The sequence below is a fragment of the Allobranchiibius sp. GilTou38 genome (assembly GCF_017565325.1).
Classification (GTDB): Bacteria; Actinomycetota; Actinomycetes; order Actinomycetales; family Dermatophilaceae; genus Allobranchiibius; species Allobranchiibius huperziae.
The window spans coordinates 63,799-88,316 of the sequence record NZ_JAGEKN010000005.1 but is presented as its reverse complement, the minus strand read 5'-3'; the positions used below and the strand labels follow the sequence as shown (position 1 = coordinate 88,316).

Annotated in this window: 20 protein-coding genes and 1 pseudogene; 8 read left to right on the top strand and 13 right to left on the bottom strand. The window is 66.9% G+C overall.

Translation table 11 applies throughout. The features are described from left to right. Nucleotides 1-1,449, top strand: a complete 1,449-nt coding sequence (locus JOB34_RS03850) for an FGGY-family carbohydrate kinase (protein WP_208051485.1) — start codon at nt 1-3, stop codon at nt 1,447-1,449. A gap of 25 nt (nt 1,450-1,474) precedes the next feature. On the opposite strand, the gene JOB34_RS03845 is transcribed toward JOB34_RS03850, so the two are convergent. The 4 genes from JOB34_RS03845 to JOB34_RS03830 form a co-directional block, all read right to left on the bottom strand. Further along, nucleotides 1,475-2,263 (bottom strand): DeoR/GlpR family DNA-binding transcription regulator, encoded by a 789-nt coding sequence (locus tag JOB34_RS03845; RefSeq protein WP_208051484.1) that lies wholly within the window; start codon nt 2,261-2,263, stop codon nt 1,475-1,477. 112 nt (nt 2,264-2,375) lie between these two features. Beyond that, nucleotides 2,376-3,008: a 3-oxoacid CoA-transferase subunit B gene (locus JOB34_RS03840; protein WP_208051483.1), complete on the bottom strand. Its 633-nt coding sequence runs from the start codon at nt 3,006-3,008 to the stop codon at nt 2,376-2,378. Then, the gene (locus tag JOB34_RS03835) at nt 3,008-3,703 is read right to left on the bottom strand and encodes a 3-oxoacid CoA-transferase subunit A (RefSeq protein WP_208051482.1); all 696 of its coding nucleotides are present in this window, start codon (nt 3,701-3,703) and stop codon (nt 3,008-3,010) included. The genes JOB34_RS03840 and JOB34_RS03835 overlap by 1 nt, the downstream gene beginning before the upstream one ends. Next, nucleotides 3,700-4,893 carry a thiolase family protein gene (locus JOB34_RS03830; protein ID WP_208051481.1) on the bottom strand — a complete coding sequence of 398 codons (1,194 nt, stop codon included), beginning with the start codon at nt 4,891-4,893 and terminating at the stop codon, nt 3,700-3,702. Before JOB34_RS03830 ends, JOB34_RS03835 begins: the two co-directional genes overlap by 4 nt. A 77-nt stretch (nt 4,894-4,970) precedes the next feature. Between JOB34_RS03830 and JOB34_RS03825 the strand changes: the two genes are divergently transcribed. Next, entirely contained in the window at nt 4,971-5,852 is an 882-nt protein-coding gene (locus JOB34_RS03825) for a LysR family transcriptional regulator (protein WP_208051480.1), read from the top strand. Between the two features lie 38 nt (nt 5,853-5,890). After that, nucleotides 5,891-6,085, top strand: coding sequence for a hypothetical protein (locus tag JOB34_RS03820; RefSeq protein ID WP_208051479.1), 195 nt, complete (start codon nt 5,891-5,893; stop codon nt 6,083-6,085). Nucleotides 6,086-6,118: 33 nt separating this feature from the next. On the opposite strand, the gene JOB34_RS18030 is transcribed toward JOB34_RS03820, so the two are convergent. Next, a complete protein-coding gene (locus tag JOB34_RS18030) occupies nt 6,119-6,757 on the bottom strand; it encodes a VOC family protein (RefSeq protein WP_208051478.1) in 639 nt (212 codons plus the stop codon). Between the two features lie 97 nt (nt 6,758-6,854). Beyond that, a complete protein-coding gene (locus JOB34_RS03810) occupies nt 6,855-7,610 on the bottom strand; it encodes an SDR family NAD(P)-dependent oxidoreductase (protein WP_208051477.1) in 756 nt (251 codons plus the stop codon). 507 nt (nt 7,611-8,117) lie between these two features. Between JOB34_RS03810 and JOB34_RS03805 the strand changes: the two genes are divergently transcribed. The 3 genes from JOB34_RS03805 to JOB34_RS03795 are packed head-to-tail and all read left to right on the top strand — an operon-like array spanning nt 8,118 to nt 10,880. Then, nucleotides 8,118-8,942, top strand: coding sequence for a hypothetical protein (locus tag JOB34_RS03805; protein WP_208051476.1), 825 nt, complete (start codon nt 8,118-8,120; stop codon nt 8,940-8,942). Next, entirely contained in the window at nt 8,939-10,171 is a 1,233-nt protein-coding gene (locus tag JOB34_RS03800; RefSeq protein ID WP_208051475.1) for an ImmA/IrrE family metallo-endopeptidase, read from the top strand. The genes JOB34_RS03805 and JOB34_RS03800 overlap by 4 nt, the downstream gene beginning before the upstream one ends. Next, the gene (locus tag JOB34_RS03795) at nt 10,053-10,880 is read left to right on the top strand and encodes a toll/interleukin-1 receptor domain-containing protein (RefSeq protein WP_347813706.1); all 828 of its coding nucleotides are present in this window, start codon (nt 10,053-10,055) and stop codon (nt 10,878-10,880) included. Before JOB34_RS03800 ends, JOB34_RS03795 begins: the two co-directional genes overlap by 119 nt. A 588-nt stretch (nt 10,881-11,468) precedes the next feature. Here the strand turns inward: JOB34_RS03795 and JOB34_RS03790 are convergent. Beyond that, nucleotides 11,469-12,737, bottom strand: a complete 1,269-nt coding sequence (locus JOB34_RS03790; protein ID WP_208051473.1) for an NYN domain-containing protein — start codon at nt 12,735-12,737, stop codon at nt 11,469-11,471. A gap of 162 nt (nt 12,738-12,899) precedes the next feature. Beyond that, nucleotides 12,900-13,574 carry a hypothetical protein gene (locus JOB34_RS03785; RefSeq protein WP_208051472.1) on the bottom strand — a complete coding sequence of 225 codons (675 nt, stop codon included), beginning with the start codon at nt 13,572-13,574 and terminating at the stop codon, nt 12,900-12,902. 289 nt (nt 13,575-13,863) lie between these two features. Here JOB34_RS03785 and JOB34_RS03780 point away from each other — a divergent pair, with 289 nt between their 5' ends. Further along, a complete protein-coding gene (locus JOB34_RS03780; RefSeq protein WP_208051471.1) occupies nt 13,864-14,880 on the top strand; it encodes a site-specific integrase in 1,017 nt (338 codons plus the stop codon). A 1,777-nt stretch (nt 14,881-16,657) separates the two neighbouring features. Here JOB34_RS03780 and JOB34_RS03775 read toward each other — a convergent pair. Next, a pseudogene (locus JOB34_RS03775) lies at nt 16,658-17,653 on the bottom strand (magnesium transporter CorA family protein). A 620-nt stretch (nt 17,654-18,273) separates the two neighbouring features. On the opposite strand from JOB34_RS03775, the gene JOB34_RS03765 reads away from it, so the two are divergent. Beyond that, nucleotides 18,274-18,615, top strand: a complete 342-nt coding sequence (locus JOB34_RS03765; RefSeq protein WP_208051469.1) for an antibiotic biosynthesis monooxygenase — start codon at nt 18,274-18,276, stop codon at nt 18,613-18,615. A gap of 96 nt (nt 18,616-18,711) precedes the next feature. Here JOB34_RS03765 and JOB34_RS03760 read toward each other — a convergent pair whose 3' ends face one another. The 4 genes from JOB34_RS03760 to JOB34_RS03745 form a co-directional block, all read right to left on the bottom strand. Then, a complete protein-coding gene (locus tag JOB34_RS03760) occupies nt 18,712-19,908 on the bottom strand; it encodes an acyl-CoA dehydrogenase family protein (protein WP_208051468.1) in 1,197 nt (398 codons plus the stop codon). Next, on the bottom strand, nt 19,901-20,776 hold the full coding sequence (gene phaZ / locus JOB34_RS03755) for a poly(3-hydroxyalkanoate) depolymerase (RefSeq protein ID WP_208051467.1): 876 nt from the start codon (nt 20,774-20,776) through the stop codon (nt 19,901-19,903). Before phaZ ends, JOB34_RS03760 begins: the two co-directional genes overlap by 8 nt. Then, nucleotides 20,766-22,502, bottom strand: coding sequence for an alpha/beta fold hydrolase (locus tag JOB34_RS03750; RefSeq protein WP_208051466.1), 1,737 nt, complete (start codon nt 22,500-22,502; stop codon nt 20,766-20,768). Before JOB34_RS03750 ends, phaZ begins: the two co-directional genes overlap by 11 nt. A 146-nt stretch (nt 22,503-22,648) precedes the next feature. Further along, nucleotides 22,649-24,148: a long-chain fatty acid--CoA ligase gene (locus tag JOB34_RS03745; protein WP_208051465.1), complete on the bottom strand. Its 1,500-nt coding sequence runs from the start codon at nt 24,146-24,148 to the stop codon at nt 22,649-22,651. Between the last annotated feature and the right edge of the window lie 370 nt (nt 24,149-24,518).

The following is a 24,518-nucleotide window of genomic DNA, read 5'->3' as shown; positions in this document are numbered from 1 at the left end:
ATGAGTGTGATCGGGGTGGATCTGGGCACCTCGCGGATCAAGGCCGTCCGGTACGACGACGACTGGGCGCAGGCCGACAGCTGCGCCGAGGACTCGGTGGTCAGGCGCCCGTCGCCCGGTCACTCCGAGCAGGACATGGCCCAGGTGTGGGCCGCTCTGGTGCGGGTCGTCCGGACGGTCGCGGACCGGTCGCCCGACGACATAGCGCTGGTCGCCGTCACCGCCCAGGGCGACGGCTGCTGGCTGATCGACGCCGACGGCGACCCGGCCGGCCAGGCACTGCTCTGGAACGACGCCCGCGCGACCTCCCTCGTCGACGCCTGGGAGGCCGACGGCACGCTGCAGCGGGCCTTCGACATCAACGGATGTTTCGGCTTCGCCGGGGTCGCCTCCTCGCAGTTGCGCTGGTTGCAGGAGAACTCGCCCGAGGTCATCGAGCGGGCGACGACGTTGCTCAGTTGCGGCGGGTGGGCCTACTTCAAGCTCACGGGCCGGCGTGCGATCGACGACAGCGAGGCGGCGAACCCGTTCTTCGACACCCGCAGACGTGCGTACGACGAGCGAATCCTCGATCTCTACGGCATCGCGGACCTGCGTCGTCTGCTCCCGGACGCCGTGCGCGGCAAGGACCGGGTGGCGCCCCTGCTCGGTGACGTCGCCCGGAAGATAGGGCTGATGGAGGGCACTCCGGTGGTCGTCGCGCCGTACGACGTGGCGTCGATGGCCACCGGTAGCGGAGCGCACCGCCCGGGCGACGCGTTCGCGATCCTCGGCACCACCTTGTGCAACGGGCTGGTCTCGGACGACCCCCGGCTGGACCGGCCGGGCAACGGCATGTCGCTGCCCGCAGCGGAGGAGGGCGGCTGGCTGCTGACCTACCCCACGATGGTCGGCACCGAGGTGATCGGTTGGTGTCAGAGGCTTTTCGGCTTGGACCAGCCGGGCGACGTGATCCGGCTCGCGGACCGCTCGGACCGCAGCCGGGCGCCGATGGTGCTTCCCTACTTCTCCACCGCCGGCGAGCGCAGCCCGTTCCTGGATCCGCGGGCGCGTGGTGCGATCCTCGGCCTGGACGTCGCCCACACCCGCGAGGAGGTCGCCGCCGGCATCGTGGACGGGCTCAGCATGGCGGTGAAGGACTGCGTCGCCAGTGCGGGGTCGGCCACCATGGTCGCGATCTCCGGCGGCGGTGCGCGCAGCGTGAGCTGGTGCCAGGTGATCGCCGATGCCGTCGGGGTGCCGGTGACGCTGCCGGACGTGGAGGAGATCGGTGCGCGCGGTGCGGCGCTCATCGGCGCCTACGAGATCGGGATGTTCGATTCGCTGCACGACGCCGTGACGGCGGCCGTCCGCCCACGGCAGGTGCTCGAGCCGGACCCCGAACGCACGAAGGTGCTGGCCGAGCGCTACGAGCAGTTCCTGCAGGTGCGGGGCAAGTTGTTCGGGTGACCGCTCGCGCGAGAAGCGTTCGGAATCAGACGCTTTCGTCGCCGGTGGAGGCGACCCGCACGTCGGGGCAGCGGTCCCGCAGGAGCTGCAGGTCCTCGTCGGAGACCCGGTCGTCGGTGATGACCGTGTCGAACGCCTCGACGCCGCACAGCACGTGGGTCGCGGGACGACCGAACTTGGCGTGGTCGACCAGCAGCACCTTGCGCAGGCTGCGCGCCAGAAGGGCACGGCGCACCATGACGGTCGCCTCCGAGCGGTGCACGCAGCGGCCGCCGGTGATCCCGGTGGGCGACATGAACAGCAGATCGGCCTGCAGGGCGTCGATCGCGTCGATGGTCTGCAGTCCCGAACACGACTGCAAACGCTCGTCGTAGGCGCCGCCGAGCAGTTTGGCCTCGACGCCGGACGATGGGCTGAGCATGGCCATCGCCGGCACGAAGTTGGTCGCGAGGGTGATCGGCACGTGCGCCGACAGGAGTGGGACGAGTCCGACGGCGGTGGTGCTGTCGTCCAGGAAGATGGTCTGCCCTCGCCCGAGCAGCCGTCCCGCCTCCCGCACGATGGCGGCCTTCTCGGCGCTCATCGAGAGGCTGCGTTCGGCCACGCCCGCGTCACGCAGAGCCGTGGGATTGGCGGTGGCAGCGCCGCGGATCTTGGTGATCCAACCCTCTTCCTGCAGCTGATCCAGATCGCGGTGCATCGTCATCAGACTGACGCCGTGGGTCTGCGCGAGGTCCTCGACCCGGACGTAGCCGGCCCTCAGCACTTCCTCGCGCACCTGGTCGCGTCGGTGCGACAACCCCTGTGTCGTCACGGTTCTCGTCACTCCTGCTGGTCAGTCGCCACGCCTCGCACGGGCTGTGTGGTGTCAGCGTTAATTCTCACACCGACGACGCGCAAACGGCAGGAGGGTGGGGTCCGGGTCCTCAAAGCGCGGCGAGGGGCACGTCGAGCCGTTCGCGCAGCTCATCCACGGTGATCCCGAAGGTGTCCCTCACGACCGCGCCGCCCGGCCCGACGTCGAAGACCGCGAGCTCGGTGTAGACGCGGCTGACACACGCCAGGCCGGTCAGCGGCTGAGTGCACTGCGGCACGAGCTTGGGTCGGCCCTGCTTGTCGAAGAGCGACATCAGGACGAACACCTGGCGAGCGCCGATCGCAAGGTCCATGGCCCCGCCGACGGCGGGGATGGCGTCCGCTTCACCGGTGTGCCAGTTCGCGAGATCGCCGTTGGTCGCGACCTGGAAGGCGCCGAGCACACAGACGTCGAGGTGGCCGCCGCGCATCATCATGAAGGAGTCGGCGTGATGGAAGTACGACGCGCCGGGCAGCTCGGTGACCGGCTGTTTGCCGGCGTTCGTCAGGTCGGTGTCGATCTGCTCACCGGCGGCGGCCGGGCCCATGTTGAGCATGCCGTTCTCGGTGTGCAGCACGACGCCCGATCCTGGCGTGAGGTGGTCGGCCACCCGCGTCGGCCGGCCGATGCCGAGGTTGACATAGGAGTACGGCGGGATGTCGCGGGCGATGACCGCGGCGAGCTCGTCGGGGTTCAGCGCCATCAGCGGGCTCCCTGCACGGTGTAGTGGCGGGGCGCGACGCGCACGACGCGATCCACGAAGATGCCGGGGGTCACGACGGCCTCCGGGTCGAGGTCGCCGGTCGGCACGACCTCGTGCACCTGCACGACGGTGGTGCTCGCCGCGGTGGCCATGACGGGCCCGAAGTTGCGAGCTGTCTTGCGGTAGACCAGATTTCCCATCCGGTCCGCGCGGTGAGCGGAGACCAGCGCGACGTCGCCCTTGATCGGGTATTCCAGTAGGTAGTCGCGCCCGTCGATGGTGCGGGTCTCCTTGCCCTCGGCCAGCATCGTGCCGACGGCGGTGGGGGAGTAGAAGCCTCCGATGCCCGCGCCGGCGGCACGCATCCGCTCGGCCAGGTTGCCCTGCGGCACCACCTCCAGCTCCACCTTCCCAGCGCGGAAGAGCTCGTCGAAGACGTAGGAGTCGGCCTGGCGGGGGAAGGAGCAGATCACCTTCGCGACCCGGCCGGCCTTGAGCAGCGCCGCCAGGCCCACCTCGCCGTTGCCGGCGTTGTTGCAGACGATGGTCAGATCGGTGGCACCCTGCCGGATCAGGCCGTCGATCAGGTCGAACGGCATTCCCGCCAGCCCGAATCCGCCGACCAGCACGGTGGCGCCGTCCTCGACGCCGGCGACCGCCTCGTCGACGGTGTCCAGGTGCTGCACCTGGCTCATCCGGCCACCTGCAGATTCTCCAGCACGACGGCCAGGCCTTGGCCGACGCCGATGCACACGGCGGCGACGCCGTACCGCTCACCGCGCTCGCGCAGCACCTTGGCCAGGGTGGCGAGCACGCGGCCGCCGCTGGCGCCGAGGGGATGGCCGATCGCGATCGCCCCGCCCCGGGTGTTGACCAACGACGGGTCCTTCAGGCCCTCCGCGAGCCAGGCGTCCACGCAGACCAGCGACTGCACCGCGAAGGCCTCGTTCAGTTCGACGGCGCCGATCTGGTCCCAGCCGATGCCGGCGCGGACCAGCGCCCGGTTCGCGGCCTCGACCGGTGCGTACCCGAAGGCCTGCGGGTCGAGCGCGTACGTCCCACGCCCTGCGATCCGCGCGACCGGCTGCAGTCCGATCCGATCGGCGGCTGCACCGGACCCGAGCAGCGCAGCCGACGCACCGTCGGACAGGGGCGAGGCGTTGCCGGCAGTGATGGTGCCGTCGGGGCGGAAGGCGGGGGCGAGCCCGGCGAGCTTGCCCACGGTGGAGTCCGCGCGGATGCCCTCGTCCCGTGCCAGGCCCTCGACCGGTGCAACCAGGTCGTCGTAGAAACCGTCGTCCCATGCGGCAACGGCCAGCTGATGGGAGCGCACCGCGAACTCGTCCTGGCGCTCGCGACTGACCCCGAATCTGTCCTGCAGCTGCTCGTTGCACTCACCGAGCGACGCGGTCCATTCCTTCGGCATCTGCGGGTTCGTCAGCCGCCATCCGAGAGTGGTGGACACGGCGGTCACATCGCGTGCCGGGAATCCCTTGGCCGGTTTGGGGAGCACCCACGGCGCGCGCGTCATCGACTCGACGCCACCGACCACGACGACGTCCGCGTCACCGGTCTCGATGGCCCGTGAGCCGCTCATCGCGGCGTCCAGGCTCGACCCGCACAGTCGGTTGATGGTGGTGCCGGGCACCGACGTCGGAAGACCGGCCAGCAACGCGGCCATCCGACCGACGTTGCGGTTCTCCTCACCCGCGCCGTTGGCATTGCCCCAGATGACGTCGTCCACCGCGGCCCCGTCCAGACCCGGTGCCTTCGCGAGCAGCGCCTCGATGACCCGGGCGGCCAGGTCGTCCGGGCGGACCCCGGCGAGGGCTCCGTTGAAGCGGCCGAACGGCGTACGGACGGCGGAGTAGAGGAAGGCATCCATACGGCAACCGTAAGCCGCGACGTTGATAGTGTGAAATATCTATATCCGGCATTATTCATATCTGCGAGGTCTTGACGATGGAGCTGCGCCAGCTGCGCTACTTCGTCGCCGTCGCCGAGGAGCGCCACTTCGGTCGTGCAGCGGTGCGCTTGCACATGGCGCAGCCGCCCTTGTCCCAGGCGATCCGACGTCTCGAGGAGGAGCTCGGGGTCGAACTGCTGCACCGGACCACCCGGCGGGTCGAACTGTCCGACGCCGGCACCGCCTACCTCTCGCGAGCCCGCGCCATCCTCGCAGGGGTCGACGACGCCGGACATCTGGCGCGACGGGTCGCCGCCGGCGCCGTGGGACACCTGACCATCGGGTGCGTGGGATCCGCGACCTACAGCCTGCTGCCCGCGCTGGCCCGTCGGCTGGCGGTGGATCTGCCAGGGGTCGACTTCTCGTTCCGCGGCGAGATGCTGGTGCCAGACGAGGTGCGAGCTCTGCTCACGGGCGAGATCGACATCGCCCTGCTCCGCCCCCCGGTGGCCGATACCTCGCTGGCAGTGACGACCCTGCGACGCGACCGCCTCGTGGTCGCGGTGCCGTCCGACAGCCCCCTGGCACAGCGCGCGCAGATCCGGGTCAGTGACCTGCAGGATGCCGGGCTCATCGTGCACTCCGCCGGGCGGCGCTCGGTGATGTACGACGTGGTCGTGCGACTGTTCCGCGACGCCGGCGTCGAGCCTCGCATCCGGCACGAGGTGGGGGAGACCTCAACGCTGATCACGCTCGTCGCGGCAGGACTCGGGGTCGCCGTCGTGCCCGAACCCGTCACCGCGCTCGCGCTCGAGGGAGTCGTCTACCGCCGCCTCGTACGTCCTGCAAAGACCGTCGAACTGGCCCTGGCCCACCAAGCGCAGCGCAACGAACCGCACCTCGTCCGGACGGTGGAGTTGATCCGCGGGCTCATGTGACGCGCCGGACACGCACCGCGCGCGTTCACCCGTGCGTCGTGAACGGCAGCACGAGCCGTGAGGGGTGCGTGGGGTCGCGGGAGCCGCCGCAGCGGCAGTACGACGCCTGGGTCAGCACGTACACCGCCATCGCCTCCGGTGAACTGGCCGCCCTGAGCCCGGCGGTGCAGGACATCGCCGGGAGCGCGCCCACCTTGCTGCGCGACTACATCACGGCGCAGTCCCACGCCTGAGACGGGCGTTCGGGGCCGTCCGTTCGCGACCGGTCAGGGCAGGTCGGGCCAGGCCGCGATGTCGACGAGGTTGCCGTCCGGGTCGGCCAGAGTGGTCCACTGCGGGGCGAACCGGTCGCTGACCACGCGCCCGCCCGCCTCCAGGGCTGCCGCGACACGACGCGGAGCCTCGACGGCCGAGACGGAGATGTCGATGTGCAGCCGCGCAGGCGCCTCACGCTCGTCGTTGACGGCCTGATTCCACACACCGGGCGCGCGCCGCAGCGGGTCGATCAGGTCGGCGTCCTCGGGGCGTTCGTACCCGGTCACGGCCTGCCAAAAGGGCACCGCGCCCGATCCGCCGTCGACGGCGATCTGGATCGTCTGCAGGTGCGCGGTGTCCGCCACCAGGCCGAGCTCCTTCGCGACGGCCGAGATGCGGGGCGCCACGTCGGCTGCGGCGTCGGGGAGGCCGCCGGCTTCGAAGGTGGCGGCCAGTCGGACGGTCACGCCCCTGCTGCGCAGCTCCAGATCGGGGGACAGTTCCTCGCCCGCCGCCGCTACTACCTGGCGAGCGAACTCGACCCTGGCCGACGGGTCGGGGCAGACGAAATGAGCCAGGGCGCCCTCGAACGTCAGCACCCATTCCGTTCGCGGCGCGCTCTCGTAGAAACGACTCGCATCGATGGCCACGGCACACCCCTCGGCTCGACGGTTTCGATTGAACCTAGCGAGGCCCGCTCACAGTGATGGGCAGACTCTCCACAATTCCGGCCTCGGGCACCACCTATCAGGGGACGATCTCGCGGTCCTCCCAGAGCACGCCGGTCACCGCACCGTCGGCGGACCGACCGGCGAGCCACACGGCGGTCTCGGCTCCTTGCTCGGCGGAGCGTGGCGCGTCGGGTCCGCCCATATCGGTGCGGCAGTGGCCGGGGCAGGTCGCGTCGACGAGTACGCCGCGCATCCCCATGCCCTGCTCGTGGGCCAGGTTGCGCACCAGTGCGTTGACGCCGGCCTTCGCCACCCGGTACGGCGCCAGGCCGCCGGCGTTGCCCGGGCCGCTCATCCGACCCAGGCAGGCGCTGACGGCGATCACCCGGCCGTGGCGCCGTTCGACCATGCCCGGGACGAACGCCGCGATCGTCCGCCAGACCCCGTCGAGGTCGACCGCCATCACCCGGCGCCATTCGGTCTCGCTGGTACGCAGCGTCTTGGCGGTGCGCTCGCTCATCACCCCGGCCGCGCAGATGAGGATGTCGACGGTCGCCAGCGGGCCCAGCCGCGCGGGTAGGGCTGCCACCTGCTCGGCGTCGCCGACGTCGCAGCCGACCCCGAGAGCGTCGATGTCCTCCTGCACCAGCGCCGTGGCCGCTGCCTTGGCGGAGTCTTCGCTACGGCCCACGAGCACCACGGTCGCGCCGCGCGCACCCAGCCCACGGGCAGCGGCGAGCCCGATACCCCGGGTGCCTCCGGTCACCAGCGCCACCCGGCCATCGAGGCGGCCGTCGGACTGCTCATCCGGTTGGGTGTCGTGTGAAGTCATGTGCCCACTATGCGTCGCCCGAGGCCCTGCTACTGGTCGCGCGCGGCCTACATTCCACCGCCGACGTAGGCCCCTGGCGCGGTCGACGCGCGAGCCGCGCAGCGGAGCGTTGACCTGGGAACGTGTTGCACCGTCTGCGTCGATGGGAAGGACGGGTTAAGGACTGATCACGGACTCCCGGTTCGACACTCAAGGGCCCCGCGTTTCGACCCGCGTCCTACCGCCCAGTTAGGGCTACGTCTCCGCGCCGAGGATGACGCGATCACAGGCACCGGGTCGCGGTGACCTGTTGTGCCTCATGCTCGATCTGGTGACTGCTGAGCGCCTCGCTGCCTCGGACGTTGTGGGTAATCCGGCTTGGTTCGATGGAGCCGGGCCTGCAATGTCAGATCGGGCGCCGAGCCGGCTGCACTGGCCGCGTCACCCGGCAGTGCAGCCGAAACCAGCGCGGTTCGCGGATGGTGAACTTGATGACACGATTTACTGATTTCATGTAACGTATGCGCCATGAGCGAACGCGAGCGGATTTTGGGCGTCCTGGGCGAGGCTGAGGTCTTGGGGGGCATTCGGTGGGCGTATGAGTCCGCCGCGCGCCGAACCCGGGAGGACTATGACGAGCCCACCGGACACAACGCCACCTGGGTTGGCATCAACCGGTGGATACTGCTGTGCGACCGCCTGGACCGGGTGTTCTCCTGCGGTCGATACGCCACACGCGAAGGCAGCTCCGGCACCGTGGGTCTAGACGTCCTGTACGCGACCTTGACCGGCGAAGAGCAGGCCACATTCCCGCACATCCCACCGGGCACCGTGGGCCGTGACAACCTCGTCGGTAGTCCCGGCTGGAGCTTCGGTGGCGTGCGCTGGCTCCTCGCCTCGGCCGAGTTCGGGGGGGTCGACGAGATCAACTGGTCCCATCGCAGCCAGGTGAAGCAGCGCACTGCCAAGCAATTCGACCCTGACAACGACCAGTTCTCCATACTCGACGTCCTCGTAGACGACCCCGGCGCAGCGAAGCTTCGGGAGGCGCTTGAGCACGCAAGCAAGTTCGACATCACCACGTTGGTCGTCACCCACACGCACGACATCGAAACCAACGACCGTGAGCTGTACCTCGGCCTCCCCTCGATGGAGGGGAAGGACAACGCCTGGGCGTGGAAGGAGAATCTCCTCGCCGCTCCCCCGGCCGACGGGGGTCGCCAAAAGCTCCCGGCGACCGAGCCCGACGGTCCGGCGAACGTCCCTGACGCCCCGGTCCGCCTGCGCACCCCCGCCGAAAAGGCCGCTCCGATGAGCAACGTCGACGCTCCGCGCGCCGCCGAGGACCAGTGAATCCCCGGACACGAGCTCAGGAAGTTGCCCCGTTCTTCGACGGGACGCGACTAGCCCTTGCCCGGCACCTGGCGGGATTGAGGAAGAGCGAGCTCGCAAACAACATCGACCGCAGCCCAAGCGCTGTCACGGCATGGGAAGGCGGCGCAAAACTGCCAACTGCTGCCAACATCGCTGAACTCGCCATCGGCTTGAAGGTCGACCCGTGGTTCTTTGCGGTCCGCGGCGAAGACGTCACCATCATCGACGTCGCGCCGCACTTCAGGTCGCTTCGTTCAACATCGCAAGTTATGCGCGACCAAGCGCTCGCATACGGGCAGATCGCTGTCGACGTTGCATCCGCCATCGAGGTGCACGCCGAGTTCCCAGCCCCTCAGCTGCCCGAGTTCCACGTCGAAGCTGGCGACACAGTCGGCCCTGATTTGGCCGCCCGCCACGTGCGCCAAGCGTGGGACCTGGACCATGGACCGGCCGGACATCAAGTCAGGCTCCTTGAGACCCACGGTGTGCTCGTTGTCTTTAGCCCACCAGGCGCCGCAGCAATCGACGCTTACTCCTTCGCAGCAGCGGACAGGCCCACCGTTGTCCTCAACCCCATCAAGAAGGACTACTACCGGCAACGGTTCGATGTCGCCCACGAACTCGGCCATTTGGTCATGCACGGCGAAGCAGAGCCAGGCAGCAAAGCCATCGAAGATCAGGCACATCGTTTCGCATCCGAGTTCCTGATGCCGGCCGAGGAGGTTCACGATTTGCTCCCTACAGCCATGGGCCGCAGCGCCTGGACGACTCTCTTCCGACTCAAGGAGCAGTGGGGTGTAAGCGTCAGCGCTCTCTTGTTCCGAGCACGGCAGCTCGGGCGTCTCTCAGACGTGTCCTACCGCAATGCGATGATCCGCATGTCGCAGCAAGGTTGGAGGCGCGACGAACCCGGGGCCATCGCCTCGATCGAACAACCGTCACTGATGCCACGCTCACTAGAGCTCCTCAACTCCGTTGGCATCACCGCGGACGAACTGATCGCTCAATGTCGTATTCCGTCCCACCTATTTCAGGCAGTGACTGGCCGCACCCCCATTGTTGACGCGACTGGCAGCCCCGCGCCCAGCGATGGCCAATCGAACCTCGCCAAGGCGGCCGATCGGCACGAAAAGAGGAAGAGTCCAGTTATCTCATTGCTGCGGCCGCCGCATGCAACGAACTATGTCTTCGCATCTCCACAGGAGTAACTTCATGGCGCAGTGCACAGCCCCTGTCTACGGTCACCGCTCATCCGCCGCGGCTGCGAGTTGCCCTGCCTGCAGCGGGCGTTCGCGCTACGGGTCTTCCTACTCGTCCTATGGTGGGTCGTCGTATGGCGGCGGGGGTGGGTCGACGTACAGATCGTCGTACGGGTCATCATCTTCCGCGGCCACCCGACGCACTAGGACTGGAAGGTCGGTCTCGTACAGCCCTAGTGAGTGGCGCTCCGTCGAGCCCTACACCGAAAGGGCTGCCGAGCAAGCTCGCGCGCACCCGGACCGTCGCGATCTCTTCCTGTGCCATGCCTGGGACGACCGTCAAGGCTGTGCGGCTGACCTTCACCGCCAGCTGAAAGCGAATGGCGCGACTGTATGGTTCAGCGAAGAAGACATCCCCCTCGGCTCCCTGATGACTCGCGAGATCGACAAAGGGCTGCGGAACTCGCGCATTGGCATCGTTCTTGTGACGCCAGCGCTGCTCAAGAGCATCGAGAACGAAGGCGTTGCCGAGAAGGAACTCGCAGTACTCCTCAACAGCAGGCGTGTCGTTCCTGTCACCCACAGCGTGACCTTCGACCAGCTGTACGACGTAAGCCCGATGCTCGCGTCGCACGCCGGACTCGACACAGCGGACTCCTCGCTGGACGATGTGGCCGCCAAGATCGCCGCCGCGGCTGCCGCTCTCCCAATCGAGTAGACCGTCACATTCGCGACACTCTCGCCGATTTCAGTATCAGCGGGTGCCGTGACCTCAGGCCGGGAAGGTGGAGAGATCTGGCCTCTGCCCTAACCGGTGCGTCATTTCGTCGCGAGCGACGGTCGTTTCGGTTATGATTCCGGTGTCCGTTGGGTCAGGTCAGGGGCGGTAGTTCTCGGTTCGATCCCGGGAGTCCTTGTCGCTCTGGGCGTCCTCTTGGTTCTCGCTCTCTTTAGGTTCGTTTCTCTGAAGTTCGTTCTGAACCGTCGGCGGAAACCAGCAAGCGCAAGAACGAGGAGGCGCCCATGAAAGGTAACAACAGCAAAATTGCGTGCAGTTCTCTTTTCGAGACTATCTGGACGCTCGGAGTGGCGGTGGCGTCTGGTCTGGCGCTCCTGTCCTGGTCCAACGGACGCCGATTGACGGGGCCGCAAGCGTTGAATCAAGCACGGATCTCGGGATCGTCGTTCGCATGAGTGTCGGGAATGCCTTGAATTGGCGCTGCCGCTCGGCAAGCGCACATTTCGCCGGGACTCGCGCGCCCCGTTCGCGTTGTGTCACACCGCCGCGTTGGTGAGCATCTTCGTGTCAGGGTAACCCAAACCATCTCTGGACTTCGTCGATCTCGTCACTCGAGAGGTCGACATCGGCAGCGGCCGCGCGGCTCAAGACGTTGCCCGCAAAAGCAGCGGCGATGGCATCGGCTGACGGGCGCGGCTGGCCATAGAGTGGACAGCCGCCGTACGCCGCTCCACGTGCCACGATGCCTACGGCCTGACGGCTCACCCATATTCCTTCGGCTGACAATTGGTCGCGCGACCACCGGGTGGCTTCGGTGAGGTTGAACTCATACGCGTGCACGAACGCCGCTAGTGAATCAGAGATGCTGCGCCAGCTCTCGGTGGGAAGCGATGGGAGCTTGAGGGCGCGAACAACACGTGCCACCGGATCGGGGGGCGCGGGTCCATCCTGGGCATCGTTTGGGAGCGTTGGTGGAGAGTGTCTTGTGACGTCCCACAGGAAGTGCTGGGACATGTGGACGTCTGGAAGGTTGAGGGCCTGAACCGCCCTGACAAAGCCGTCGTGACCGAACCAACGACTCGTAGTTACCACCTCACCCAATTCCTTGCGTAGATCGTTTGCCAGCGTCGCGAGGTTGATGGGTTCCGAGGCTTGAGCGTAGCGTTCGACCACAAGGAGCTTGAACTTTTCGTTGGCCTCTCCGGGCGTTAGGTTGACCTCCGATGTTCGCGCCGCGGCGGGGGCCCTGGGACCGGTATCAGAATCATCCACGAGAGGGTCAATCAGCTCCTCGGATTCTGTACCCAGCAACTCGAGGACATCTTCGCCGCCAATCAACCGGTCTGCCACTGCTCCTAATACCACCGCAGAATCTGATGGTGAAAGGAGCGTGATTCGCCTATCCGAGGCGCGCAGCCGCACAATTAGCGGCGTCATGTCGGAATCGCCCGAGGCAATTACGAATTCCTCGTATTGCACGTCGGCGCGCAGCGCGTCGATCGCGTCGATGACGAGGCGGATGTCTGCGCCGTTCTTAGTGTGGGAAAGGCGCGGACAGTCGACGACCTCAAATCCTGCGTCAGTGAAAGACGGGCGAAATCGTGAGAAGTACAGCCGTGCCCCATCGTTCTCCGGGTTCGGGACCCAACCAGCAGGGTTCATGTAGCAGCGCAGGACGAGCCAGCGCCGTGCCACCCCCTGAGTCCCACCAGCAAGACGGTTGACCCAGAGTCGCGGGTCCTCGGCGAAGCGCAACGCGCTCTTAGGGTCGAGCTTCAACAGACCGCTGAACACGTTGTCAAAGTCGAGGAAGAGGACACTCCGCACAGGCTCCATCGAGTCAACCTAATTGCTTGCGCCCTCAGCCGTCGCGACTTTGTGCACAGAACCCTTCACCGGCTAGCGCCTCGACCGGCAGCCCCGTGCTCCTTCCGCCGCGAGGTGACCTTAAAGACCAGGCGGTCGAACGCCAAGGCGAGTTTTGTTTCGGGTGCAGGGTCACGCGCCGCGGTCAAACAGGGCGCGCTCAATCTCATCGGGCCAGACCTCGGACCCACGGGAGTTGCTGGCTGTTTCAGCCCATTCCCGAAGCAACTTGCAGTAGCTGTCATAGGTGGTCGTGAACCAGTTGTAGCTGTATCGGTTGCGGGAGGAGCATGGGAGCGATGACCACCCTGCTTCAGCAAGGCTCTCAGCGACGCGAGCGTCCAAGATGAGGCAGCGTGTTCCGGGTGTACCTTCGGACGAAAAGTACAGAAGCTTCGTGAAGAACGCGGGTCCGAGACCGCGGATTTGACCGCCACCACGCCGGATCAGGCATCGGTAAGCGGCCGCGACGTCGCCGTCGCGAGCGTGGGAGTTGGCCTCCTTGAGCCGGGCGACGTTACGCTCGCGGGCGGCGGGAGGAACGAACGCTTCGATGCGCTGCCGATTGCCGCGCTGACTCGGGCCGGTTCCCCGGGCGAGAACATGCCATAGGAATGTCAGGACATCGTTGTCGGTTGCATCCGACCGGCTCGCTGGTTGAGCGAGTCGGAAGAGGTCCCCCCCGGTCAACCGCTGGGCCCCGCCATGCTCGAACAAGCCGACACGTTGGCCCAGTCCTTGGATGTGAAGCTGCTTGTTCCACCAAACGGATCCGATGCTGCCTTCGTGGAAGCCGTGCTCAAGCACGTATTCATTCCTTCGACCCAGCCATGCCTCGACATATGCCGGTAGGACAACCTGATTCAGGCGTCTTGCTGAGTGTCGCCGGGGTGCGTAGTCCGTATGCGACGCGCGCTAATCCGATGCGGTGGCACGGTCCTCACGTCGTTCGGATGGGCCCCGCGAGCGCGTCCTTCGCCGCCAGACGGTGCGGCGTCGCATCTCGCAAGCGACGTAGCGTCGGAGGGTCCATCTGCCTGGCCGCGCGGGCGGCGAGCGGGGTCTGGGTCAGTCATGGTCGCCGCGTGGTGACCTGATGTCCACGAAAACGATGGCGATGCCCTTTGAACCGGCAACGATGTCGAGCGCACAGTTGGCGGCGGTGTCTTTCCTGGCTCGGTACTCCGGGCGAACCCACGCGCTGTACACGTTCCAGCTCCGCCAGTGGTTCACCTGGTGCGAAACGAACGCGCTCGACCCGTTGACCGGGATCCAACGCGCCCACGTCGAGCTGTACATCCGCGATCTGAGCGAACGTGAGCTTATGGACTCCTCGATCAACACGATGATGCACGCGGTCCGCGGGTACTTCCGCTTCGCGCACATCGACGGGCTCATTGCTGCCGACCCGGCGATCTACGCACGGCTACCCAAGGTGACCCGCGACGAGAGCCGCACGCAAGGACTGGACCGTCTGGAGCTGATTGGGTTCCTGCAGGTCGCCCAAACCCTCACCGTGCACCACGGCGCCCTGGCGTACCTGCTGGGCATCAACGCCCTGCGTGCCTCCGAAGCCGCCGCGGTCCAAATCGAGGACTACGCCGACTTCCTCCGTGGGTACCGGGTGCTGCGGCTGATCGGCAAGGGCAACAAGCCGGCCACCATGCCGTTGACCGTGCCCGTCCTGCGAGTGTTGGAGACCTGCCGCGGTCAACGGACCACTGGCCCGCTCCTGCTGCGGCCGCTGTCCGGGAACCGCTCGACCGCCGCGATGTCTATCGGATGGTCACCCGGATCGCGAAAGCAGCCGGCATCCGGCGGCACATCAGCCCACACTCCCTGCGTCACGCAGCGATCACCAACGCCCTGGACGCCGGCGTCCCGTTGCGCGACGCGCAGATCCTGGCGCGGCACGCCGACCCCCGCACCACCGAGCACTACGACCGCGCCCGCGGCAACCTCGACCGGCGCGGCGTCCACTTCCTCACCGCCTACGTCGCCGGCGTCTGAGCGACCTCAAAACGGATTCGCCCAGATAGACGCTCGCTTCGCGTCGGTACGCCAGCACCGCTGCGGAAATGCTCCCCTACCACCGCGATGGGCGTGTTCTTGAGATGCTGATGTCGTGAACGCCACTCCCCTCAAGAAGCAGGCGACCTCCTCCGCGGGCTTTATTCGGGCCTACGGCTTGTTCTGGGACGCGGGCCAGGTCGACGGGTCTGGCAAAGAATCAGGAGGGCGCCTTGAACTGCTCGGACATCGGAACGAAAACAAGCCCGCCCTTCAAGTGGCGAATCTTTGGGACCAACGAGGCATATATGTCCCCTACAACGACTATGGGCCCTACTACGTAGGCAAAACGCTCGGACACTCGTTGTGTCTCGGCGCCCGACTCCGCCATCATGCGCTCGGCACGAACGACAGTCCCCACCACGGCAAGTGGGATCGCTTCTCGTGGTTCGGTTGGCGAGGCGTTCTGACGTCACAAGATGAACGGGGCCTGCAGCACCTTAAGACGGTCCCCACTAAGTTGCTGACCGACTCGGCGAACACTGTAGCCGACATCGAAGCCTTACTCATCTTCGCGCTAGGGACTCGGCACCTAGGGAACAGCAAGAACGAATAGTTCGCGGCAGCACTCGAGTGGAAACAAGTGTGGTGGCACAAGCGTGACGACTACCTCACCAAGCTCTCGCCGTAACGCTGGCGTCGGCACGTCATACCGTCGCGATTGCAAGCATGATATTTACCTCGGCCGCGCTGCCTCACCGGCTGGGGCGAACCCACGACCCGTCAGCGCGGGTCGTAAGCACGTCGTCCGGGTTGACGGACCAAGATAGACGCGGGTAGGTAGTCGAGGAACCCGTCCCCGTACGGGTGAGTCCGGCGCTAAGAAGCTTCAACACGTGCTCGGCATGCCTTGCGAAGACCGCCCTGAACTCATCGGCGTCGACGTTTGGATCGTAGTCCTCTGGCAGTTGCGGGTCCGCTACGACGCCGCCATTACCCGCCCGAAGCCATTCGCGGTAATCCGTGCACTGCGACAGCAGAACTGACACTTCGGCGTAGGCATCGGTGTCAGCGATAGAGGCCGCTGCCTCCAGCAGCGCGTTCCGCAGGGGATACAGGTCGAACTCGCCCCTTCGTCCTCCTCGGCTGTAAATGACGGCATCTCGCAGATTGCCAACGATCGGGATGAGTCCCCTAGCTGTCCGACGACATCCGGCTTCATCTTCGCTTCTGTCGTGGAGCAGTTGCGCCAGCCAGACGCCAACAAGCACTACAAGTCCGCTGAGAACACCACCTACAAGACCTCCCAACGCGGAGGAACCGACTCCATCCCATGCTGTGCTGGCAGCGTGGGTACTGACGTGACGTCGAAGCGCAAGGAACATGCTCGACATTCAAGCTCACGGTAGGCCTGTACGTGCGGATGGCGACATTTGAGTGCTGAGAACCTGCGCCCAGAGATGCTCCTCCCAAATTCCGGCAAGAGGTGGGTCATACCCCCGCTTGTGCCCCACACCGCCGGGTGCACGACCGTCTCGCTGCGCCGCCTGCAGAGGCGGCAGCGATGACCAGGGCGGGGTCTGGCGTCGGTGCGGTTCAAGAACCGTCGTTCAATCCGCCAACGTGGAGCTGCATATCCGCCAGCCGGTGGCCGGCCGCTGACTGGCGCCTCTGTCAACACGTTGCTGGACGCCGTCGTGGTTGCATCCGGTTCGCCCACGTCGACAGGCAGATTGGCTCCGACCTGGCCGCGTACGCCTGGTTGCCCACGGTCTATCGCGATGGCTCCCGCAGCCCGGCACTGGATCAAGCAACCCGTCGTCCGTTGGTCCTGGGTTCAAGACCCATCCACCCCACCGCGTTCCCCCAATCCCTGGGAGCTACAGCCAGTCGCGTCGTTTGAAGGAGACGTAGAGGATCAATGCCACAGCCACGATTGCAACGTCGCTGGTGATGGTGCCCCACGTCTTGCCAAAACCCGGGTAGGGCACGTTCTGACCGAAGTACCCGGTGATGGCCGTCGGGATGGCGATGATCGCCGCCCAGGACGTCAGCTTCTTCATCACGGTATTCAGCCGGGCGTCCTGCAGCGACAGGTTCGTCTCGAAGATGGTGCTGACCATGTCGCGCAACGACTCGGTCCATTCGGTGGCCCGCAGCACGTGGTCGTAGAGGTCGTCGTAGAAGGAATTCAGCTCGACCGGAGAGTCCAGGTCCTTGCGATGCCGCAGCACGGAGTTCACGACTTCCCGCATCGGCAACACGGCGCGACGTAGATCGACCAGGTCCCGACGCACTCGGTAGGTCTGCTGTTGCACGACCTTGCTCAACGACTCGTCGTCGAACAAGGTGTCCTCCAACGATTCGATCTGATCATCGATGAGTTGCACAGCATCGAAGTGTCCGTCCACGACGTAGTCCAAGAAGCCATGGACCAAAGCGCCGGGACCGAACTTGAGAAGGTCCGGGTTCTCATCCCACCGTTGTACGACCTGGTCGATATCGAACTCCTGCCCGTGACGGACCGTGACGATCCCGCGGGGCATCACGAAGGCCGAGACCCGTGTCATGGAGATGGATGAGGTCAGTGGGTCCCGCAACGGCCGCTCGTCCTTTCAGGCATTGACCGCGTACACGGTGATGAAGGTATGCGTCGCATACCGCGTGGCCTTGGCCCGCTCGGCGTGACCCACCGCGTCCTCGACAGCCATCGGGTCTAGGGTGAGCTCCTCGGCCAAGGCCGCAAGATCGTCATGGTCCGCGTCGCACAGGTCCACCCACACGAGAGCGCCGTCCTGGTCCAGATAGTCGGAGATCTGCTCGAATGGGAAGTCCTCCTTCTCGAGCTTCCCGTCTCGCCATACCCGATTCCGCATGGAGCCCCTGGGCTGTGTCATGGACGCGAGGGTCTCATTGGTTCCTGGGCCGCTCACCCGGCCTATACCTCCACCCCTCCTTCGCGCCCATCAGCCGGTGTGCGAACACCAATGGACGCCTCCGCTCCCTGGGCGCACGTCGATGGCTCAGACGGTCCAGCGACGTGCCCGAGGCGAGGAGCTCGAGGTGAACGGGTACCCGCCGAGCCCGATTGCCGGCGTAAGCCAGATGGATCAGCCGCCCAACTCTGCGCGGCGGGTGTTCCTGCACCCCGAGGCGAGATCGCGGTATGCGAACTGGGAGGCCATCGCATCCGAGACCGCCTCCCAACTACGACTGATGGGCGGTCGACGGCCCGACGACGCCCGAATTGCAGAACTTGTGCAGACCCTCGCGACGCACAGCGAACCGTTCCGGAGACTCTGGGACACCGGGGATGTCGCAGAGGAGCGAACGGGATCCGCGGTCAGCGCGCATCAGCTGGGCGGCCGCCTTCGCGTCGACGGGTCCTGAGCGCTACTGCGACAACGCAACGATCGACACCGCTGCCTCTCGCTGCCTGGCCGGCGGGTCTGGAGCGCGTGTCGTGCCAGCAAGGGCGCGGTGACAGTCTGGCCTCATGACCACGATCAAGATCAACGCCATCACCGTCCCAGCCGGTTCGGGTAGCGAGCTTGCGCACCGCTTCGCTGCCCGAGCGGGCGCGGTCGACGATGCCGATGGCTTCGAGGGTTTCGAGTTGCTGCGCCCCACCGACGACAGGGAGCAGTGGCTGGTCATCACCCGGTGGCGCGACGAAGCGTCTTTCCAGGCCTGGGTGACCTCGCCCGCATTCGCCGACGGCCACCGCTCCGCCGTCGAGCGGGCCGGCGGTGATGCACCGCGGCCCGTTTCCACCCACAGCGAGGTGTGGAACTACGAGGTGGCAGGTGGCTCGTCCGGGACGCCGGACGAAGGGTGACTGCAGTGGAAGATCCGTGTCGAGATGTCGATATGCGAGGGTCGTGCGCCGCTCGGACACTCCGGAAATGACATCTCGCCGGGACGTGGACACGGGTCAGACGAACGCGCTCTCGCCGGTGATCGCGCGTCCGACGATCAGCGTGTTGATCTCGCGGGTGCCCTCGTAAGAGTAGATGGCCTCCGCGTCGGCCACGAACCGCCCGACGTGGTGCTCGAGCAGGATGCCGTTGCCGCCGAGCACCTCTCGCGCCCAGCCGACGGCCTCGCGCATCCGCACGGTCGAGTGCGCCTTGCACAGTGACGCGTGCTCGTCCTTCAGGAGTCCCTGATCCTGCAGTTGTGACGCACGCACGTTCATGGCCGTGGAGGCGGTGACGTTGGCGAGCATCTTCACCAACAGGTCCTGCACCATCTGGAACGAGGAGATCGGTCGGCCGAACTGCTCGCGGCCGGTGGTGTAGCGCAGCGCGTGCTCGAACGCGCCGCGGGCACATCCCGCGGCCTGCCAGGCCACACCCATCCGGGTCACCCGCAGGACGTCGGCGGTGGAGCGGAAGCTTGTCGCGTTCTGCAGCCGGTTGGACTCGGGGACGCGCACGTCGTGCAGGTGGATCTCGGCGTTCTGGACGACGCGCAGGGCGATCTTGTCCTCCTGCTTGTCGAACGTCATACCGTGCGTGTCCTTCTCGACGACGAACCCCTTGACCTGCTCGTCCTCCTCGTCACGCGCCCAGATGATGACGAGGTCGGCGAAGACCGCGTTGCCGATCCACTTCTTCTCGCCGTTGAGGATCCACTCGTCCCCGTCGCGTCGCGCGCTGGTCGCGAGACCGGCGGAGATCGCCGAGCCGACGTCCGGCTCTGTCAGCCCGAACGCGCCGATCAACTCCAGACGCGCCATCGCCGGCAGCCAGCGTTCGCGCTGCTCCGGCGAGCCGCAGAGCTGGATCGACCCCATCGCCAGACCGCCGTGCACGCCCATGAAGGTCGACATCGACGGGTCGACCCGGGCGAGTTCCATCGCGACCATCCCGTCGACCAGGGCGCCGCGGTTCGGGCAGCCCGGACCGTCGTACGCCAGGCCGGCGATGCCGAGCTTCGCGATGCCGGGGAGCAGGTCGTGCGGGAACGCCGCACGCGTCCAGTAGTCGTTGATGACCGGCTCGACCTCACGGGTCATGAACGCGTGCACCCGGGTGAGCAGCTCACGGTCCTCGTCCTGCAGCAGCAGCTCGAAGCCGAGGAAGTCGGAGAAGGGGGAGTCCTCCAGGGCCGGGGTGTCGTCATTCATCGGGGGTGCTCCTGGTGCGGGTCGGGTCCTCGTCGTCGAGGAACGTGTCGATGACGGGGGCGAGGGCGTCGGCCTCGGTCAGGATGCCGAGGTGGCCCCCGTGATAGATGTGCAGCTGCGAGTGGGGCATCAGCGCGGCCTGCATCCTCGGGTTGGCGATCGGGATGATCGGGTCGTCGTCGCCGCCCATGACCAGGGTCGGCTGCCGCAGCAGGCGCAGGAACGGCAGGCTCGTCCAGCCGGTCATCGCCGCCAGTTGGTAGTAGTAGCCGAGCTTGGAGCCCGATCGGGTGGCGCCGTGCAGCAGCGCGGCCCCGCGGGCGGGATGGGTGCGCATAGAGCCGCCGTAGATCTGCGGCGCGACCTTCGCGGCGTACGCCGGATCGCGGTGTCGTTGCGGGGTCGACATGATCCGCAGCACGCGGGGGTGCGCCGGCACCATCAGCGTCCCGGTGCCGGTGGCGACGAGCACCACCCGGCGTACGCGACGTGGGCCCTGCACCGCCAGCTGTTGCGCGAGCCCGCCACCCCAGGAGAGGCCGAGCACGTCGAACCGGCGATGCCCCAGCTTCGCCATCAGCGCGGTGACCCAGGAGGCCAGCCCGGCGATCGTGTAGGGGAACGGCGGCAGCTGCGAGCCGCCCACACCGGGTACGTCGAACCGCACGAGGCCGCGGTCGGGATGCAGCTCGTCGACCAACGGCTGCAGCGCTTCCAGGCTCGTGCCGATCCCGTTGCAGAGCAGCAACGGGACCTGGTCGGTGTAGGAGCCGACGCCGGGCCGCACCGAGACACGGCCGGTGACGCCTCGTACGGTCACGTTGCGCACCCGGTCCTCGGCGCGCGGGCGGGCCCGCTCAGCGGTCATGGACGTAGGTGCCGGGGGCCTTGTCCTGCGGCGGGTACGCGGCGTTGCCGAGCGAGCGCGGCGCGGTCCGCTCCTCGCCGGTGCGACCGGCAAGCCATTCGGTCCAGTCATCCCACCAGCTGCCCTTGACCTTCACCGCCCTGGAGAGCCACTTCACGGTGTCCTTCGGGTTGTCTCTGCCCTGCCGGCCGCCGCCCGAGGGCGCGGTCTGGAAGCTGGCCTTGGGGTTGCCGGGCGGATTGACCATGGCGGCGATGTGGCCGCTGGTGGAGAGCACGAATTTGGTGTCGCCGCCGAAGAGCTGGGTGGTCTGGTAGCAGGACTCCCACTTGCACAGGTGGTCGGCGATCCCGGCGACGACGTAGGAGTCGGTGGTGATCCTGCCGAGGTCGACCTTGGTGCCGAGCATGGTGGAGGCGCCCGGCTTCACCAGCGCGTTGCGCATGGCGAGGTCCATGAAGTCGCGGTGCATCGCGGCGCTCATCCGCACCGGGTCGGCGTTCCAATAGAGGATGTCGAAGGCCTTCGGGGCGTGCCCCATCAGGTAGTTGTTCACCCAGTAGTTCCAGATCAGGTCGTTTGGCCGCAGCCACGCGAAGACCTCGGCCAGGGTGCGCCCGTCGAGGTACCCCTTCTCCTTCGAGGCGAGGGTTGAGGCCGCGGCCGCCTCCTCCGAGAGCAGCGCACTGGTGACGCCGGCCCGCTCCTGGTCGAGCACCGTCACCGCCAGGCTGTAGGCCGCGACGCGATCGGCCTCGCCGATCTCGGCGAGGTGGGCCAGCACCATCGAGGCGATCAGACCGCCGGAGCAGATCCCGAAGATGGACGTCTGCTTCTGCCGGGTGATCTTCTCGCAGGCCGTCATCGCCTCCAGGATCGCCTGACCGTAGGTGTCCAGGCCCCAATCGGCATGCCGCACATCGGGATTGCGCCACGAGATGCAGAAGACCTGCTGGCCGTTCTGCACCAGGTGCTCGACCAGCGAGCGGTGCTCCGCCAGGTCGATCACGTAGTACTTGTTGATCGTCGGCGGCACGATCAGCATCGGCACCGCGCGGACCTTCGGGGTCCGCGGGGTGTACTGGATGAGCTCGAAGACATCGGTCCGCAGCACCACGGCGCCGGGTGTCACCGCGATGTCGCGGCCCACCTCGAAGGCGTCGGCCTCCACCATGGACGGCACGCGCGGGGCGGTCGCGAAGTCCTTCACGAACCGGCGACTGCCGGCGACCAGGTTGCCCCCACCGGTGTCGAGCGTCCGCTTGAGCACCGCGGGGTTGAGGAACGGGTTGTTGCTGGGCGCCGCCGCCTCGACCACGTTCTCGACGATGAAGCGCATCCGCTGGTCGTCGCCCCAGCTCAGGCCGGCGTCGTCGACCAGGCCACGGGCCGCCGCACCGAGGGCCAGATAGCTCTGCAGGGTGCGCTTCAAGGCGGGGTTCTTCGCCCAACCCTCCTCGGCGAAGCGGCGGTCCTTCTCGCCCGGGGCCAGCTGCGAACGACCGAGGCCGACCCGGGTCAGCTCGTACGCCAGCCCCGCCGTCCGCTTCGCGACCACCCTCGGATGACGGGCGACCCCGGCGGCGAGCCGCACCCCCGACATACCGGGGACGAACTGGCGAAGGAGCCCGCTCCCCGCCTTGGACAGGAGCAGGTCGAGTGGCGTCGCCAGCGCGGTGTCGGCCGATCGTTCGGCGGCCTCCTGCGACTCATCGACGTCGTGCATGCGACGTTCGGCCTGCGCGGCCGTCGTGGCGGAGGCGTCCCTCTCGGAGGCTGCTCTCTCCGCGGCCCGAGGCGCCAGCTGCTTCGACCCGGTCGACTTCGTGGCCGTGCTCGTCCGGGGGCGTCGGGGCCGCGCTCCGGTGGTCGTCACTTCGACTCGCCGTCCGGTGCGCTGACCTCGCGCCGCAGGATCTTCCCGGTCGGCCCCTTCGGCAGTTCGCTCACGATCCAGACGGTGCGCGGATACTTGTACGCCGCCAACCGTTCCTTCGCGAACGCCTTCAGGTCCTCCTCGCTGACCTCCTCGCCGCGCTTCAGCGCGACGGCGGCGCCCACTTCCTCACCGAGGTCGTCGTGCGGAATGCCGATGACGGCCACCTCGGCGACCGACTCGTGCTCGTAGAGCGCCTCCTCGACCTCGCGGGGATACACGTTGTAACCGCCTCGAATGATCAGGTCCTTCTTGCGGTCGACGATGAAGAAGTAGCCGTCCTCGTCGACCTTCGCCAGATCGCCGGTGTGGAACCACCCGTCCTTGATGGCCTCGGCCGTGTCCTCCTCGCGCCCCCAGTAGCCCTTCATCACGTTCTCGCCCTTGACGATGATCTCGCCGACCTCGCCCTGGGCGACGTCCTCGTCGTCGTCACCGACCAGCTTCATCTGCACCCCGCGCACCTCGGTGCCGATGGATCCCGGCTTGCGCTCCTGGCCGGGCTTGTTGAACGACGCGACGGGGGAGGTCTCGGACAGGCCGTAGCCCTCCAGGACGATGCAGTCGAACTGCTCCTCGAACTTCTTCATCACCTCGACCGGCATCGCCGACCCTCCGGAGATGCAGGCGCGCAGGCTGGACATGTCGGCCTCGTCGGCGCTCTCGGCGTTCAGCATGGCGGCGTACATGGTCGGCACGCCTTCGAACGCGGTGACCTGGTCGCGGCCGACGATCGCCAGCGCCTTGTCGGGGTCGAAGCGGGGGATCAGCGTCAGGCACGCGCCCTTGAGGATCGAGGCGTTGAGCCCGCACGTGAGGCCGAAGACGTGGAAGAGGGGCAGACACCCCATCACGACGTCCTTCTCGGTGAGCTCCAGCAGCGTCTCGGCGCTGGTGGCGGCGTTGCTGCTCATGCTGTGGTGCGTCAGCTCCGCACCTTTCGGCGCGCCGGTGGTGCCGGAGGTGTAGAGGAGTACGACGGCGTCGTCGTCCGCGCGGTCCACGACCTCCTCGTCCGGCTCGTACCCGCCGAGCACCTCGGCGAAGTCGGCGCCGACCTCGACGCACTCGATCCCGACCTCCGAGGCGCCCTTCCCGGCCTCGGCCGCCATGTCCTTCCAAGCGAAGACGCTCGAGGCGCCGGAGTCCTCCAGGTAGTACTTCACCTCGCGACCCTTGAGCAGCGGGTTCATCGGCACGACCACCGCACCGACGGCCAGCGCGCCGTAGAACAGGACGGGGAACGGCGGCACGTTCGGCAGCACCAGCCCGACCCGGTCACCAGGCCCGACGCCCTTGTCCTTCAGCAGGGCCGCCACGCGCCGAGCGCCGTCCTGCAGCTCGGAGTAGGTGAGCACAAGATCGTCGAGCTTGATCGCGGGACGGTCCCCGTGCTGCTCGGCGGTCTGGGTCAGGTTGTCGGCCAGGTTGGTCACGGTCTGCCTCCGGCGTACGTCGTCCGATGGGGTCGTGCCGGGCGGACAGGACCTGCCGCCGGCACAGCGACGTCGCCGAATCCGGGTCAGCGACGCTGCTTGCCCCATGTCTACCCGTTTGACACGCCATAAGCTAGGAAACGGCTCACGGGTGAAGATTAACGTGTTCTTGAACCTACGTGCTTCCAAACCTCCGCGTGAAAGGGAGAGCTGTTCATTTGGGCGCTGAACGAGTTTAGTATGCGGGTCCGCGAACGTTTCCCATCGCAATTGAGAAGTTGCATCAAACTTTGAAAAAGAAGATGTCGACGTGCGGCGGCGGTTGTTCCTCGCGCACTTTGAAGCCCAAGAGTTGCTTGGCGTAGACCGG

Bases quoted from the DNA above. Each gene is read 5' to 3' on its own strand.
- JOB34_RS03850 (WP_208051485.1), top strand. From the start codon at position 1: ATGAGTGTGATCGGGGTGGATCTGGGCACCTCGCGGATCAAGGCCGTC.
- JOB34_RS03840 (WP_208051483.1), bottom strand. From the start codon at position 3,008: ATGGCGCTGAACCCCGACGAGCTCGCCGCGGTCATCGCCCGCGACATC.
- JOB34_RS03835 (WP_208051482.1), bottom strand. From the start codon at position 3,703: ATGAGCCAGGTGCAGCACCTGGACACCGTCGACGAGGCGGTCGCCGGC.
- JOB34_RS03830 (WP_208051481.1), bottom strand. From the start codon at position 4,893: ATGGATGCCTTCCTCTACTCCGCCGTCCGTACGCCGTTCGGCCGCTTC.
- JOB34_RS03825 (WP_208051480.1), top strand. From the start codon at position 4,971: ATGGAGCTGCGCCAGCTGCGCTACTTCGTCGCCGTCGCCGAGGAGCGC.
- JOB34_RS03810 (WP_208051477.1), bottom strand. From the start codon at position 7,610: ATGACTTCACACGACACCCAACCGGATGAGCAGTCCGACGGCCGCCTC.
- JOB34_RS03805 (WP_208051476.1), top strand. From the start codon at position 8,118: ATGAGCGAACGCGAGCGGATTTTGGGCGTCCTGGGCGAGGCTGAGGTC.
- JOB34_RS03795 (WP_347813706.1), top strand. From the start codon at position 10,053: ATGGCCAATCGAACCTCGCCAAGGCGGCCGATCGGCACGAAAAGAGGA.
- JOB34_RS03790 (WP_208051473.1), bottom strand. From the start codon at position 12,737: ATGGAGCCTGTGCGGAGTGTCCTCTTCCTCGACTTTGACAACGTGTTC.
- JOB34_RS03780 (WP_208051471.1), top strand. From the start codon at position 13,864: ATGTCCACGAAAACGATGGCGATGCCCTTTGAACCGGCAACGATGTCG.
- JOB34_RS03765 (WP_208051469.1), top strand. From the start codon at position 18,274: ATGACCACGATCAAGATCAACGCCATCACCGTCCCAGCCGGTTCGGGT.
- JOB34_RS03760 (WP_208051468.1), bottom strand. From the start codon at position 19,908: ATGAATGACGACACCCCGGCCCTGGAGGACTCCCCCTTCTCCGACTTC.
- phaZ (WP_208051467.1), bottom strand. From the start codon at position 20,776: ATGACCGCTGAGCGGGCCCGCCCGCGCGCCGAGGACCGGGTGCGCAAC.
- JOB34_RS03750 (WP_208051466.1), bottom strand. From the start codon at position 22,502: ATGCACGACGTCGATGAGTCGCAGGAGGCCGCCGAACGATCGGCCGAC.